The following is a 13,843-nucleotide window of genomic DNA, read 5'->3' on the forward strand; positions in this document are numbered from 1 at the left end:
ACATAACCTTCACTACACTTTTTAGTAAAGATTTTATTACCAATAATTTATAATTACTTCACTTTTTAAAAACATTCGAAAAGTAACTTTGGTAAACATCGAAGTATACTTAGAATGAAAAAACACAAAAAACGTAAATTAGATATTGCTGTAATATCAGATGTACACTTAGGAACTTTTGGTTGTAGAGCAACAGAGCTTAACAACTACCTTAAAACTATCAATCCTAAAATATTAATCTTGAACGGAGATATTATTGATATTTGGCAATTTAACAAACGTTACTTTCCTAAACCACATATGAAAGTCATCAAACAATTGATGAACTTTATTACCTCTGGAACAAAAGTGTATTACATCACAGGAAATCACGATGAAATGCTGCGTAGGTTTAAAGGTTTTCGCTTAGGAAGCTTCGAAATCGTGAACAAAGTAGTACTTGATATTGATGGTAAAAAGGGATGGTTCTTTCACGGAGATGTTTTTGATGTTACTATGCAACATTCAAAATGGCTTGCGAAACTAGGCGGAATGGGCTATGATTTTTTAATCCTTATTAATACGATTGTAAACTGGGTAAGTCATAAACTAGGATACGGCAGACTCTCTTTCTCCAAAAAAATTAAAAATAGTGTAAAAAGCGCCATTAAATTCATCAATAATTTTGAAACAACTGCTGCAGACATTGCTATTGATGAAGGGTACGACTATGTAGTATGCGGACATATTCATCAACCAGAAATGAGAACCATCAAAACTGAAAAAGGAAGTACTGTATACTTAAACTCTGGCGATTGGATAGAAAACTTAACTGCTCTAGAATACAAAAACAAAACGTGGTCTTTATATGAATATGAAAAGGATGAGATAGCTAAAAACATTCATTTAGACTACCCTGTAAAAGATTTAGAACACATCAGTTCTGAACACAACAATAGCGAGCTTTTTACAGAGCTCCTCAAAGAGTTTAACATTAAAACCCAATAACCATGAAGCTTATAATGGACATTAAGTTAGGAAATGGTCAGTCCCTACTAAATAGGTAATTTTCTAAAAACAATCAATTATAAAAAAATTAAAAAGATGAAAATATTATACGCTTTTCAAGGAACAGGAAACGGACATGCAAGTAGAGCTTTAGAGATAATCCCACATTTGCAAAGACGTGGTGATGTTGACATATTGGTTAGTGGTTCACAATACGAAATAGAGCTTCCTTTCAGTATAAAATATAAATTACATGGTTTGGGGTTCGTTTTTGGTAAAAAGGGAGGAATTGATCTAATTAGTAGCTTAAAAGACTTAAAGCTTAAGAAAGTTTACAAAGAAGTTAAAACATTACCTGTAAAAGAATATGATTTAGTTATTAACGATTTTGAGCCTATCTCAGCTTGGGCATGTTTGTTTAGAAATGTCCCTATTATTTCTTTAAGTAACCAAAACGCTTTATTAAACGAAAAAAACTCTGCTTTTAAAAGGTTTAGGCTAGAACGTTTAATTATTAAATACTATGCACCTGCAAAAAATAAATTCGGATTTCACTTTAAAACTCATTCCTCTTCAACCTTCTTGCCTATTATTCGTAAGGAAATTCGCTATAGAAATATTACAAACAAAGGACATTACACAGTATATTTACCTTCTTACAGCGATGAAAAAATAATCAAAGTACTTTCAAACATAAAAGACATAAAGTGGCAAGTCTTTTCTAAAAAAACAAAAGAACATCAATTCTTTCATAATATTACCATCCTACCAATAAACGACGATGCTTTCATTCGCAGCATGGCTTCTGCTAAAGGAATAGTTTGTGGTGCCGGTTTTGCAACACCTACAGAGGCTTTATACTTACGTAAAAAACTATTGGTTATTCCAATGAAAAATCAATACGAACAACAATGCAACGCTGTTACTTTAAAAGAAATGGGAGTTACAGTCGTAAAAAAGCTAAGCAAAAAACAATTACCAAAAATTGAAAAATGGATTAACTCTAACAAAATTGTTAAAGTACACTACCCTGATGTTACCGAAGATATGTTAGATGCAATTATTTTACCCTATTACAACAAAACCATTTTACCAGAAATTACCATTGAATAGTTGCAGCACCTATACTTTGTAAAAAATTGTTGGTTTTAGAAAAATGTTTGTTACCAAACCAATACCCACGGTTAGCACTTAAAGGTGATGGATGACCTGAGGTTAAAATATGATGCTTGTTTTTATCAATAAGCTTTGCTTTTTTCTTAGCAAAACCACCCCAAAGTAAAAACACAACATCTTTTTTTTCTTCAGATATTTTCTGAATTACAGCATCAGTAAATTGTTCCCAACCTTGTTTTTGATGGCTTCCTGCCTCCCCTGCTCTTACAGTTAAGGTTGCGTTTAATAACAACACTCCTTGTTTTGCCCAACGGGATAAATCACCACTTTTAGGATATGGAATATTTACATCCTTTTCAATTTCTTTAAAAATATTAATTAATGATGGTGGATGTGTAATACCATCATGTACCGAAAAACACAATCCATTTGCCTGCCCTACTCCATGGTATGGATCTTGACCCAAAATCACTACTTTTAAATCATCTAGCGCACAAAAATCAAACGCTGCGAAAATATCCGACCCTTTTGGGTAGCAAGTATGTTTTGAGTATTCATTTTTAACAAAACTGGTAAGATTTTCAAAATAAGGCTTCTCAAATTCTGATTGTAAAATATTTTTCCAGCTATCATTAATTTTTACTTGCATTGTTTGTTATTTTTGTCGTGGTTTCAAATATACTATTTTGACTAAAAACATTACAGAAAAAACACTTCAAGATTTAGAATTTACAACAGTTTTAGAACAAGTTGCAACACATTGCATTTCTAATTTAGGAAAAGAGAAAACAATGCTAATTCAACCTATTTCAAACAAAAGAAAATTATTTTTTGAGTTGAATATGGTAAATGAATATCTGTCTTCTTTTGAAAATGAAAACCGAATTCCGAATCATTATTTTGAAGATATTTCTGAAGAAATTAAGCGACTTGCTATAGAAAATAGTTTTTTAGAAACAGACGGTTTCTTAAAGGTTTCAGCTGTTTCAGAAACTGTGAATGAGCAAAAGAAATTTTTAAAAAAGTTTCAAACCTACTACCCTACATTATTTTCCCTAAGTGATGAAGTTGAGTTTACAACAGTAATTGTAGATAGCATAAAGAAGATAATTACTCCATATGGTGAGGTTGCCGATAATGCTTCTGCTGCTTTAAAACATATACGTAAAGATATTGGCGCGGTTAGAGGTAAAATCTCAGAAAGTTTTTCTCGTGCCTTGAGTAAAAATATTTCGAGTGGTTACTTAGACGATATCAAAGAAACTGTTATCGACAACCAACGTGTACTGGCTGTTTTGGCTATGCATAGACGTAAAGTTAAGGGTAGCTTATTAGGTTCATCTAAATCAGGTAATATTGTATATATCGCTCCTCAAGCTACGTTGGCTTACAGTAGAGAGTTACAAAACCTGTTATATGAAGAGAAGCAAGAAGTTGTACGTATATTAAGAGCTTTAGCTACTGAAATAAGACCTTTTACCCCGCTATTAACTGAATATATTTCTTTTTTAACACATTTAGATATGGTGGGTGCTAAAGCAAAATATGCAAAAAGCATCAACGGACTACTTCCTAAAATTACGAAGGAAAAAAAGGTCTTTCTAAAAAATGCTTTTCATCCTATTTTATGGCAAAAGAATAACGCTAAAAATATTGAAACTATTCCACAGACTATTCAGTTAAGTGAAGAGCAACAAATTATTGTTATTTCAGGCCCGAATGCTGGTGGTAAAAGTATTACGCTAAAAACAATTGGCTTATTACAAGTCATGCTACAGAGTGGATTATTAATTCCTGTTCACGAACGTAGTGAAACCACACTTTTCAATACTATCTTGACTGATATTGGTGATAATCAATCTATCGAAAATCAATTGAGTACTTATAGTTATCGATTAAAAAACATGCGTTACTTTTTAAGAAAATGCAATGACAACACTCTGTTTTTAATTGATGAATTTGGTACAGGTTCTGATCCTGAATTAGGAGGAGCTTTGGCTGAGATTTTCTTGGAAGAATTCTATGAGAAGAAAGCCTTTGGAATAATTACCACGCACTACGCAAACTTAAAAGTATTGGCTGATGAATTGGATAATGTTACCAATGCTAATATGCAATTTGATGAGCGTACTTTAGAACCTTTGTACAAATTATATATCGGACAAGCAGGAAGTTCTTTTACCTTTGAAGTAGCGCAGAAAAACGGAATTCCATATAGCTTAATCAATCGTGCTAAAAAACGTGTTGAAACCGAAAAAGTTCGTTTAGATAAGACGATTTCTAAACTTCAAAAGGAGCGAAATCGCTTACAAAAAACTTCTGAAAGTTTAAACAAACAAAAATCGAAAGGACAAGAGCATATTGAAAACTTACAAGAAAAAGAACTTAAAATACGTGAAAAATTAGAAGGTTTTCAAGAGTTATACGATAACAATCAACGCATGCTATCTTTAGGAAGGAGCATTAATGAAATGCTCAATAAGTACTTCCAAACAAATAATAAGAAAGAACTTTCTGCTAGCTTTTTTAAATGGGCTATGGCTGAAAAAACCAAGTATATAAAGAAGAATCCACCTAAAAAGAAAACTAAAACAGAAAAAAAAGAAGAGAAAGTTGCAACAAAAAAACAACAGGAAGCAATTAAAAAAGTAGAAAAAGAAGTACTTCAAAAAGTTGTAAAAGTTCGAGAAGAAAAGAAAAAAGAAGCCGAAAAAATTGCTAAAGAAAGAGCCGCCTATGTTTTTAAAGTAAATGACAGAGTTCGTTTAGTTGATGGTAATGCAGTAGGCACCATTGATAAAATAGAAAAGAAAAAAGCTTTTATCAATTACGGTCTCTTTACTACTGAAGCTAAAATTGAACAATTAGAATTAGTAGAACGAGCTAAAAAATAATTTGTCAGCAATAATAAAACTGTACAGCAAACTCAACCATTGGAATTCACAAAGAGTTACTATACTTTAACCTATAAAAAACTAAATAAAAATTATGCCACATTTTGTGATTGATTGCTCTGAAAACATTATCAAATTAAAATCTCCTAAAGAAATTATACAAAAAGTTTATGATACTGCTGAATCAACTAATCTTTTTGACAAGCGAGATATTAAGGTAAGAATTAATCCTTTTGAATATTATATTACGGGAAATACTAACGATAATTTCATCCATGTTTTTGCCAACATTATGGAAGGAAGAAACATCACTCAAAAAAAGAACCTTTCAGAAAAAATTATTACTGAATTAAAACTTATGTTCCCTGAAGTTCCTATCATTTCTATCAATATAAGAGATTTTGAAAAAGCTACTTATTGTAATAAATCTATGGTGTAAGTAAACTAATCTTAACGTTCCATAACGAACCAAAACCTGTATTGATTCTATAAATTGGATCGCTATGAGTTTTCATTTTCTCATCAAGATAAGCGAGACATTTTAATATTTTTACTTTTGACTCTTCTGGTAAAAAACCTTTTATCTAGTAATACAACACTATGAATATCTTATAAACCAACTGGTTGTAAATTTATTACATGTGTAGTATCCTTTTTTAATATTTTTAAGATGTACAAAGAACCAAAAAGATAAAACCTCAAGGGAATCTTATGTAAAAAATAGAGTGTTATTTAAATAAACTGTTAATTTTTTTGATAAAAAAGTTAAAAAAAGTAACTTCGACGCCTTAAACACCATATTCTCACTAAACATTAAACAATGAAAAAACTAGTACTTTTAGCCCTCTTAGGAGTTACCATAATTTCATGTAAAAAAGAAGAAAAACCTGTTAAAGACTACTTGGTTTTGACGGGTAAAATTGAAAACTTCAAAAAGAGTAATATTACTTTAAATGGCTTTCGTTTTGAAAAGAAAATAAAATTTGATAGAAAGACTGGTTCTTTTGTTGATACCCTTAAAATTAATAGAGATGGTTACTACACTCTAATTTGTAATAAAAAACCTATTAATTTATACTTAACAAAAACTGATGATACAGGTATTGTATTTGATTACAAGAATGCTGACTTCATCAATTTTGAAGGTACTAACAAAAACATCAATAGTTACCTTTATGAAAAACAAAAAACTTGGCCTGAAATACTTGTCAGTGCCAATGAATACTTTGCTTTAGAAGAAGAAGAGTTCTTAGCAAAAACTAATGAATATAAAGATGCTGTAACAGAACTTTCAATTTCCAAGCAATTACCTGCTGACTTCTTAAAACAAGAAGTTAAAAATATTGACTATGAATGTTTAAGAAACTTGTACAACTATCAAGACTTTCATGCTACTTTAACTGGCGATAAAGATTTTAAAGTTTCAGGAGATTTCCCTGACCCTTTAGAAAACTTCAACTACAGTAGTGGTTCAGATTATGTTAACTGTTACTTCTATAGAGCAATGTTAGAAGCCGAGTTAAAAAATATGGCCAGAGAAAATAATAAAGAAGGTGATGATTATTATTTAACTTATTTAGAAACTGTTCATACTGAAGTTACTGACACAATTGCTAAAAACGATTTATTATATAATAGTGCCCAAAATAGTATTACATATGCTAGTGATTTAAAAGAATTTTACAGAAAATTCATGGCATATTCAACTAATGAAACACATAAAAAGGAGATTACTGAAGATTACAATTTATTAAAAACCACTGCTAAAGGACAACCTGCTCCTAAGTTTAAGGATTATGTAAACTATGATGGAGGTACAACTTCTTTAGATGATTTATTAGGACATGGAAAGTACTTATACATTGATGTTTGGGCTACTTGGTGTGCTTATTGTAAAAGAGAAATCCCTTTATTAAAAAAATTAGAGCAAGAATACCATGGTAAAAACATTGAGTTTGTAAGCATTAATGTTGATGCTAAAGGTAATGACGAAAAATGGAAAGAAACCATTCAAGATAGAGAAATGACTGGTATACAGTTAATGGCTGGAGATAGTCACTTAAATTTAGATTGGGCTCAAAACTTCTTAATAAAAGGTTTACCAAGATTTATCATCATTGATCCTGATGGTAATATTGTAAGTCCAAACGCTCCAGCACCATCAGAAGGAGAACGTTTAATCAATATGTTTGAAGAATTAGGTATCTAATTTACCAATAAAATAAAAAAGACCGCTAATAAAAATTAGCGGTCTTTTTTATTTACTTATATTTCTAAAACCTATTATCTCCATCTAAAATATCTCCTAAACCTCCTAAAACACTTCCTTCTCCTCTATCTCCTTTTCCTGTTTGTGGAGCCATAGCCAACACTCTACCTGCTAACCTACTAAATGGTAATGATTGGATATATACAGTTCCAGGACCTCTCAGCTTTGTAAAGAACAATCCTTCACCTCCAAAAATGGTATTCTTTATACCTCCTACAAATTCAACATCATAATCAACATCTTGAGTAAAACCAACAATACAGCCTGTATCTACTTTTAAAACTTCTCCTGGTTGTAATACCTTTTTTGCCATTGTACCACCTGCATGCACAAAGCCTATACCATCGCCTTCCATTTTTTGCATGATAAAACCTTCTCCTCCAAACAACCCTCTTCCTAAGCGTTTTGAAAACTCAATTCCAATAGATACCCCTTTAGCTGCACATAAAAAAGCATCTTTTTGACAAATAAACTTCCCTCCAAATTCTGTTAAATCAATTGGAATTATTTTCCCTGGATATGGTGATGCGAAAGAAACTTGTTTTTTTCCTTGACCATCATTGGTAAAAACCGTCATAAACAGGCTTTCACCTGTTAAGATTCGTTTTCCTGCAGAAAAAATTTTCCCTAACAATCCTTTTTCTTGATTTGAACCGTCTCCAAAAATTGTGTTCATTTTCACATCAGCATCCATCATCATAAAACTACCACTTTCAGCAACTACTCCTTCTTGCGGGTCTAATTCTATTTCTACATACTGCATTTCTTCTCCAAAAATGCGATAATCTATTTCGTGTGCATTCATAATTTTTTGTTTTTATATTTATAAGAAGAGTTTTTTACTGTTTTGTTACAAAAGATTCTTTTTCGCTTAATACTTTTAACGCTTTTAAAGCATTAAAAGTCACTTCTTTCCTTTCTCTACTAAAAAACTTCATATCAAAATTCTTTTTTGGAACTACATTTGTGGCAAAGAAATAAGCATTCTTTTTAACTAAAACGTAACCTACAAACCAACCATTATTTTCTTCACCTCTTACTGACCAACCTGTTTTACCTCTTAATACATGCTGATTGCTTTTATACATTATCATCATACTTTTCATGATACTATCGGTACGCTCACTAATAAGTAACTCTGAATTATGTAATCGTTTTAAAAAGTCTATTTGCTGAAATTGATTAATCTTAGATTTTCCTTCTAACCAGAAATTATCTAAAGTCATTTCATTTACATCCATTGAACCAAAATTTAACTTTGCTAAACTGGATTTCATTCTTTCAACTCCAATTTTTCTAGCTACCTCTTGGTAACATGGAACACAAGAGTAGTGAAAAGCTTCTTTAAACGTTAAATCTTGCTCCCAAATCTTTAGATACCTAGATTCTCCATTCCATTTAAAGACTGCGCTATCATTTTTTACGACTCCAGCTTCTAAAGCAATGATAGAATTCGGAATTTTAAATGTTGACGCCGGTAAATTTCCAGCTTTACACCAATCAAAATTATTAGAATAATACACATCTTTATGCAAATCATAAACTAGTATAGCTCCTTCTAATTTTGTCTTATCAAGTATTTCTTGAAACTGATTATTAACTAAAAACTTTGTTTCAACTTTCTCTTTTTTACCCTTTTCTTCACTCTTACAAGAAAATAGCAGTACTATAATTATAAAAATATAATTAAACCTCACCACAAAACTAATTTTTAACCTTTAAACTCCATTCATATTCAAATTTTGAAACAGAAACCTCTTCTTCGTTAAAACCTTCTGAAGTAACAGTTATTGTTTGCCCTTCACCTGTATCTATTGCTTTTTGTATAGTTTCTCTTATTAATTTACCATCGTTACATTCAAAACGAATTTTCCCTGTAGCCTTTTTAGTAAAAGTTCCATTCATATTAGTAACCAGCATAGAAATTTTTTTATTCGAAGCATCTATTTCTTTCATTACCAAAATACCTGTAGATAATTCTGATGCCATTCCTTGTACTGCCCAAAACATTGATTTAAATGGATTTTGATTTACCCATTTGTGGGTTACTTTAACCACTGCTCTGTCGTTAGTAAGCGACTTTAATCGCACTCCAGTAAAAAAAGCTGAGGGTAACTTAAATAATAAAAAGGCATTAACTTTTCTTGGTGTAAACTTCATTTTTTCAGTATTTACAGGCAATGTACAGCTTTTTATTTAATTATATCGCTTCATTTAAATGTTAAATTTTGTTAATTTTTAGTACTATGTATTGCATAATACCTTTTAAAAGATATATATTTGCATTATAAAGTATTATATAAATCATTTCACTATGCAACACAACAACCAAAATACCAATGCTTTTTTAATACATATTTCTGCTTTTGCAGGGTATTTATTTCCTTTAGGAAGTATTATCACCCCACTTATATTATGGCAAACTTTAAAAGAACGAAGTACTTTTTTAGATGAACATGGTAAAGAGGCCGTTAATTTTAACATCAGTTATAGTTTATACATTTTTATACTAGGCCTTTCTTTTATTCCTTTTTTCTTCGGAAGAATTTTCAACGGGTTTGATGGTATAGATATCGACTTTGGTGGATACCATGGACACGGAGGATTGTTTGGTATTTTTGGATTCGCTTCTGTTGTAAGTATTGTCGCTCTTATTAAAGTAGCGCTGATAATTATAGCAGCCATGAAAGCTAATAAAGGTGAAATGTATAAATATCCACTTACAATAAAATTTATAAAATAACCCATAAACCGCATTACATGAAGATAGAAAACACAAAAGCACAAATGCGTAAGGGAGTTTTAGAGTACTGTATCTTATCTATTTTACAAAAAGGAGATGCATACACCTCTGAAATACTCTCAAATCTTAAAAGTGCTGAAATGATTGTGGTTGAAGGAACCATATATCCGTTACTTACCCGCTTAAAAAATGCAGGATTATTAAGTTACAGATGGGAAGAATCAACCTCTGGACCTCCAAGAAAATATTACGTACTCACAGAAAATGGCGGAATGTTCTTGAAAGAATTAGACAAAACATGGCATAATTTAGTAAACGCAGTAAACCAAGTAACAAGTACAAAATCAACTAAAGATGAATAAGACAATAAATATAAACCTGGGCGGATTTTTCTTCCACATAGATGAAACTGCCTATCAGAAATTAAAACGATACTTAGATGCCATCGCTCGTTCGTTAAGCGATGATCCACAAGGAAAAAATGAAATTATTGCAGATATAGAAGCTCGTATTAGTGAGTTATTATCTGAAAGAATTACTGATGCTCGTCAAGTAGTAAATGAAAGCGACATTGAAGAAATTATTGCTATTATGGGGCAACCTGAAGACTATGCGGAAGCTGAAGAAGGGTATAGCGAAAATACTTCTTACAACTATAAGAGAAATACTTCTAACAAAAAAATGTTTAGAGATGGTGATGACAAGTTTCTAGGAGGAGTATGTTCTGGACTTGGACATTATTTTAATATTGATGTTGTTTGGATTCGTTTAGCTTTCCTTATTTTAACATTAGCAGGATTTGGTTTTGGAATTATAGGATATATCATTTTATGGGTTATTCTACCAGAAGCTAAAACCACTTCTGAAAAGTTGCAAATGGAGGGTGAAGCTGTAAATATTGATAACATTGAAAAAAAAATTCGTAATGAGTTTGAAAACCTTTCATCAAAGGTAAAGGAAGGCGCCCATGATTTATCGGATAAAATTTCAAATGCTGATTATCAAAAACTACGTAACCAAACTAAATCTGGTTTTCAGGATTTCATAGACACTATGGGTAAAATTTTACTAGCCGTATTCAAAGTGTTTGGTAAATTCATGGGCGTTTTATTAATATTTATCGCTGGTATTACAATCATTTCATTGCTACTAACCTTATTTTCTGTAGGAAGCTTAGAAATCTTAAATTTTGATGGAGACATGATTCACTACCCTCCTTTCTTTTATGATTCGGCTATGCCTAAATGGTTATTAATGACATTTGTATTTTTCTTAATAGGAATTCCTTTTGTTGTCCTATTTATTTTAGGATTACGAATTTTATCTCCTAATGTTAAAAGACTTGGTATTGCAACAGTTTTAACATTATTCGGACTTTGGTTGATATCTTTATTAGCAATCGGGTTCTCTGGTATTGAATATTTTACCACACATGCTTACGATGGTGCACATGTTTCGAAACATAGTATTACCTACAATCAAGAAGAGCCGCTAAAAATACGAGTAGTAAACGACGATAATATTTACTATCAACACAACTTACGCAATAGAGATAATTCAGTATCTGTTCATGTAAATGATAAAGAAATGAAATACTCTAACGATATAAATATCGATGTTCGTAAGAGTGAAACTGGTAATGCTTATATAGAAATAAAGAAAACTTCTGAAGGAAGAAAACGTCATAATGCCAATAGTAATGCAGAAGCCATTCAATACAACTTTAAAACAGCTAACAACACTATTGTTTTTGATGCCTTTTTTATTAGTGAATACAAAAACATGTGGAAAGATGAAGAAATTGACGCTGTTTTATACATTCCTGAAGGAACAACTGTATACTTTGAAGGTTCGTCTCGCAACTTTTTAGATGATGTAAAAAACGTCCAAAATGTATACGACCGTGATATGGCCAACCATCATTTTAAAATGACTTCTAAAGGCTTTAACTGTTTAGATTGTGATGAAGAAGATATTAATAATGAAGAGTCTGATGATTGGGACTCTGATAATGATGATGAAATAAGCTTTTTATTTGACAGCACAATTAATGATACAAAAGCGGAATTTATCATCTCAAAGAAAACTACTGAAAATGAGCTTAACAAATTAATCAACTGGTTTAAAGATCGTAAAAACATAGATATTGATATTGTTAGCTCTAAATTTAATAATGATAAAACAATTGACAATCTAGTTTTAGAAATTGATTGTAACGATGGCTATGTAGGTAGTATTAAAATTTCAAACGGTACATTAGATACTATATCAAAAGGATTCCGTAGACTGTATAATGAAGAAGGAGCTTTAAGCTTTAAAACTTGGTAAACGCATAAACTGAAAAACTATGAATGATTTATTTGACTTCTTTTTTAAGGGTAACTTTTTTATGAAAATAGTTACCCTACTATACACACTTTTACTATCATGGGTAATGAATGGACAAGTACAAGAGATTCCTAACTACAAACCTGTTGATATTGATCTACACAATCAAATTGTAAAAATGGATAGTATATTCTTTAACGCTTATAATACTTGTGACATGAAAACCCAAGCAGGTATTTTAAGTGATGATATTGAATTCTTTCATGACAAGGGTGGTTTATCTACCTCTAAAAATGAAATCATAGCTGCCACTAAAAAAAATATTTGTGGTAAGGTTACTCGTACCTTGATAAAGGGTAGCATTGAGGTATACCCTATTAATAAGTATGGAGCCGTTCAAATAGGTTATCATAAATTTTTTAATAATAGAGAACCTAATGCTAAATCTGTACCTAGCAAGTTTATTGCTATCTGGAAAAAAGAACATGAAAAGTGGTTAATGACAAAAGTTATTAGTCTACATTAAAATATAGTTGACACTAACAACATTAGTTCATTGGTTAGCTAACTCCGATGACACTAATACTTGGTTTTATTAGTTAAGCCAAAGCTGTACAGCTTTGGCTTTTTGTTTTTATATTTGATACTACATTCAAAAAAAGTAACTTCGTTATCTAACAAATTTTAATAATGGTAGCAGAAATAATTACAACCATCCTTTTTTTAATTGCAGTTATTGATCCTTTAGGAACAGTTCCTGTATATTTAGAAGCTACCAAACAATTGGATACATACCACAAGAAAAAAGTAGCTATCCGCGCATCATTCATTGCTTTTTTAATTCTACTATTCTTTATTGTTGTAGGGCAAATTATTTTAGAAGGGATGAAAGTTACTCTAGATGCTTTTCAAATTTCTGGAGGTGTTATCCTTTTTCTTTTTGCATTAACAATGATTTTTGGCGAAGGAAAACCAGAATCTGAAAAACATTTAATTTCAGATTATAAACATGTAACTATTTTTCCTGTAGCAATCCCTTCAATTGCCTCTCCAGGAGCCATTATGGCTGTAGTATTATTAACCGACAACCATTTATACACCATACAACAACAAATTATTACTACCTTACTCGTTCTTTTTGTGGTAGCACTCACTATGATAATTCTTTTATTAGCCAGCCGTATACAAAAAAGGATTGGCGAATATGGTATTACAGTTATTAGTAAAGTGATGGGGCTTATCTTGGCTTCTTATGCTGTGCAAAGTATTTTAAGTGGACTAAAAGATTTCTTTTTTACCACTAACTAAATAATTACCTATAATTAACTTAAGAAGAGAAAAAGCAATATACACCTTTCAATTTTTATTAAACTTTTTTAATGTGACATTTTCATTTATAAACCTTTCTTTATTTCTGTTAGACAAGGACTCTAAAACACTAGTGCTTGGAATTAAAAAACACAATTAATGAAACAGTTCTCTGAAATCTCTAAATTATTTAAAATA

14 protein-coding genes are annotated in these 13,843 nt (G+C 30.9%); 10 read left to right on the forward strand and 4 right to left on the reverse strand.

What is annotated here, in order from left to right:
- The first annotated feature begins 114 nt into the window (after positions 1–114).
- Both D6T69_RS12070 and D6T69_RS12075 read left to right on the forward strand, forming a co-directional pair.
- Positions 115–987: a UDP-2,3-diacylglucosamine diphosphatase gene (locus tag D6T69_RS12070; RefSeq protein WP_125067964.1), complete on the forward strand. Its 873-nt coding sequence runs from the start codon at positions 115–117 to the stop codon at positions 985–987.
- 96 nt (positions 988–1,083) lie between these two features.
- On the forward strand, positions 1,084–2,100 hold the full coding sequence (locus tag D6T69_RS12075) for a glycosyltransferase family protein (protein WP_125067965.1): 1,017 nt from the start codon (positions 1,084–1,086) through the stop codon (positions 2,098–2,100).
- Here the strand turns inward: D6T69_RS12075 and D6T69_RS12080 are convergent.
- On the reverse strand, positions 2,087–2,752 hold the full coding sequence (locus tag D6T69_RS12080) for a uracil-DNA glycosylase (protein WP_125067966.1): 666 nt from the start codon (positions 2,750–2,752) through the stop codon (positions 2,087–2,089). The two genes, D6T69_RS12075 and D6T69_RS12080, sit on opposite strands and share 14 nt — an antisense overlap.
- 37 nt (positions 2,753–2,789) lie before the next feature.
- On the opposite strand from D6T69_RS12080, the gene D6T69_RS12085 reads away from it, so the two are divergent.
- The 3 genes from D6T69_RS12085 (at position 2,790) to D6T69_RS12095 (ending at position 7,206) form a co-directional block, all read left to right on the forward strand.
- The gene (locus D6T69_RS12085) at positions 2,790–4,997 is read left to right on the forward strand and encodes an endonuclease MutS2 (protein WP_125067967.1); all 2,208 of its coding nucleotides are present in this window, start codon (positions 2,790–2,792) and stop codon (positions 4,995–4,997) included.
- Between the two features lie 94 nt (positions 4,998–5,091).
- Positions 5,092–5,436 carry a 5-carboxymethyl-2-hydroxymuconate Delta-isomerase gene (locus D6T69_RS12090; protein ID WP_125067968.1) on the forward strand — a complete coding sequence of 115 codons (345 nt, stop codon included), beginning with the start codon at positions 5,092–5,094 and terminating at the stop codon, positions 5,434–5,436.
- Between the two features lie 381 nt (positions 5,437–5,817).
- Positions 5,818–7,206: a TlpA family protein disulfide reductase gene (locus D6T69_RS12095; RefSeq protein WP_125067969.1), complete on the forward strand. Its 1,389-nt coding sequence runs from the start codon at positions 5,818–5,820 to the stop codon at positions 7,204–7,206.
- Between the two features lie 64 nt (positions 7,207–7,270).
- Here D6T69_RS12095 and D6T69_RS12100 read toward each other — a convergent pair whose 3' ends face one another.
- From D6T69_RS12100 to D6T69_RS12110, 3 genes are read right to left on the reverse strand one after another with little or no spacing between them, the layout of a single operon-like run.
- Positions 7,271–8,071: a TIGR00266 family protein gene (locus tag D6T69_RS12100; protein WP_125067970.1), complete on the reverse strand. Its 801-nt coding sequence runs from the start codon at positions 8,069–8,071 to the stop codon at positions 7,271–7,273.
- Between the two features lie 34 nt (positions 8,072–8,105).
- Positions 8,106–8,963 carry a class D beta-lactamase gene (blaOXA, locus tag D6T69_RS12105; protein ID WP_125067971.1) on the reverse strand — a complete coding sequence of 286 codons (858 nt, stop codon included), beginning with the start codon at positions 8,961–8,963 and terminating at the stop codon, positions 8,106–8,108.
- A 7-nt stretch (positions 8,964–8,970) separates the two neighbouring features.
- Entirely contained in the window at positions 8,971–9,426 is a 456-nt protein-coding gene (locus D6T69_RS12110; RefSeq protein ID WP_073183040.1) for a DUF4442 domain-containing protein, read from the reverse strand.
- A gap of 154 nt (positions 9,427–9,580) precedes the next feature.
- Between D6T69_RS12110 and D6T69_RS12115 the strand changes: the two genes are divergently transcribed.
- The 5 genes from D6T69_RS12115 (at position 9,581) to D6T69_RS12135 (ending at position 13,645) form a co-directional block, all read left to right on the forward strand.
- Positions 9,581–10,009, forward strand: coding sequence for a DUF4870 domain-containing protein (locus tag D6T69_RS12115; RefSeq protein WP_125067972.1), 429 nt, complete (start codon positions 9,581–9,583; stop codon positions 10,007–10,009).
- Between the two features lie 17 nt (positions 10,010–10,026).
- Complete coding sequence (locus D6T69_RS12120) at positions 10,027–10,371, forward strand: PadR family transcriptional regulator (protein WP_047789417.1); 345 nt, start codon at positions 10,027–10,029, stop codon at positions 10,369–10,371.
- On the forward strand, positions 10,364–12,337 hold the full coding sequence (locus D6T69_RS12125; RefSeq protein ID WP_125067973.1) for a PspC domain-containing protein: 1,974 nt from the start codon (positions 10,364–10,366) through the stop codon (positions 12,335–12,337). The genes D6T69_RS12120 and D6T69_RS12125 overlap by 8 nt, the downstream gene beginning before the upstream one ends.
- Before the next feature lie 19 nt (positions 12,338–12,356).
- Complete coding sequence (locus D6T69_RS12130; RefSeq protein WP_240628307.1) at positions 12,357–12,863, forward strand: nuclear transport factor 2 family protein; 507 nt, start codon at positions 12,357–12,359, stop codon at positions 12,861–12,863.
- 164 nt (positions 12,864–13,027) lie between these two features.
- A complete protein-coding gene (locus D6T69_RS12135) occupies positions 13,028–13,645 on the forward strand; it encodes a MarC family protein (RefSeq protein ID WP_125067974.1) in 618 nt (205 codons plus the stop codon).
- Positions 13,646–13,843 lie beyond the last annotated feature (198 nt).

It is taken from the genome of Tenacibaculum singaporense, assembly GCF_003867015.1.
GTDB classification, from domain to species: Bacteria; Bacteroidota; Bacteroidia; order Flavobacteriales; family Flavobacteriaceae; genus Polaribacter; species Polaribacter singaporensis.

Coding starts and splice junctions, on each gene's coding strand:
- D6T69_RS12095 (WP_125067969.1), top strand. CDS start 5,818: ATGAAAAAACTAGTACTTTTAGCCCTCTTAGGAGTTACCATAATTTCA.
- D6T69_RS12130 (WP_240628307.1), top strand. CDS start 12,357: ATGAATGATTTATTTGACTTCTTTTTTAAGGGTAACTTTTTTATGAAA.
- D6T69_RS12135 (WP_125067974.1), top strand. CDS start 13,028: ATGGTAGCAGAAATAATTACAACCATCCTTTTTTTAATTGCAGTTATT.
- D6T69_RS12070 (WP_125067964.1), top strand. CDS start 115: ATGAAAAAACACAAAAAACGTAAATTAGATATTGCTGTAATATCAGAT.
- D6T69_RS12100 (WP_125067970.1), bottom strand. CDS start 8,071: ATGAATGCACACGAAATAGATTATCGCATTTTTGGAGAAGAAATGCAG.
- D6T69_RS12110 (WP_073183040.1), bottom strand. CDS start 9,426: ATGAAGTTTACACCAAGAAAAGTTAATGCCTTTTTATTATTTAAGTTA.
- D6T69_RS12120 (WP_047789417.1), top strand. CDS start 10,027: ATGAAGATAGAAAACACAAAAGCACAAATGCGTAAGGGAGTTTTAGAG.
- D6T69_RS12075 (WP_125067965.1), top strand. CDS start 1,084: ATGAAAATATTATACGCTTTTCAAGGAACAGGAAACGGACATGCAAGT.
- D6T69_RS12125 (WP_125067973.1), top strand. CDS start 10,364: ATGAATAAGACAATAAATATAAACCTGGGCGGATTTTTCTTCCACATA.
- D6T69_RS12090 (WP_125067968.1), top strand. CDS start 5,092: ATGCCACATTTTGTGATTGATTGCTCTGAAAACATTATCAAATTAAAA.
- D6T69_RS12080 (WP_125067966.1), bottom strand. CDS start 2,752: ATGCAAGTAAAAATTAATGATAGCTGGAAAAATATTTTACAATCAGAA.
- D6T69_RS12115 (WP_125067972.1), top strand. CDS start 9,581: ATGCAACACAACAACCAAAATACCAATGCTTTTTTAATACATATTTCT.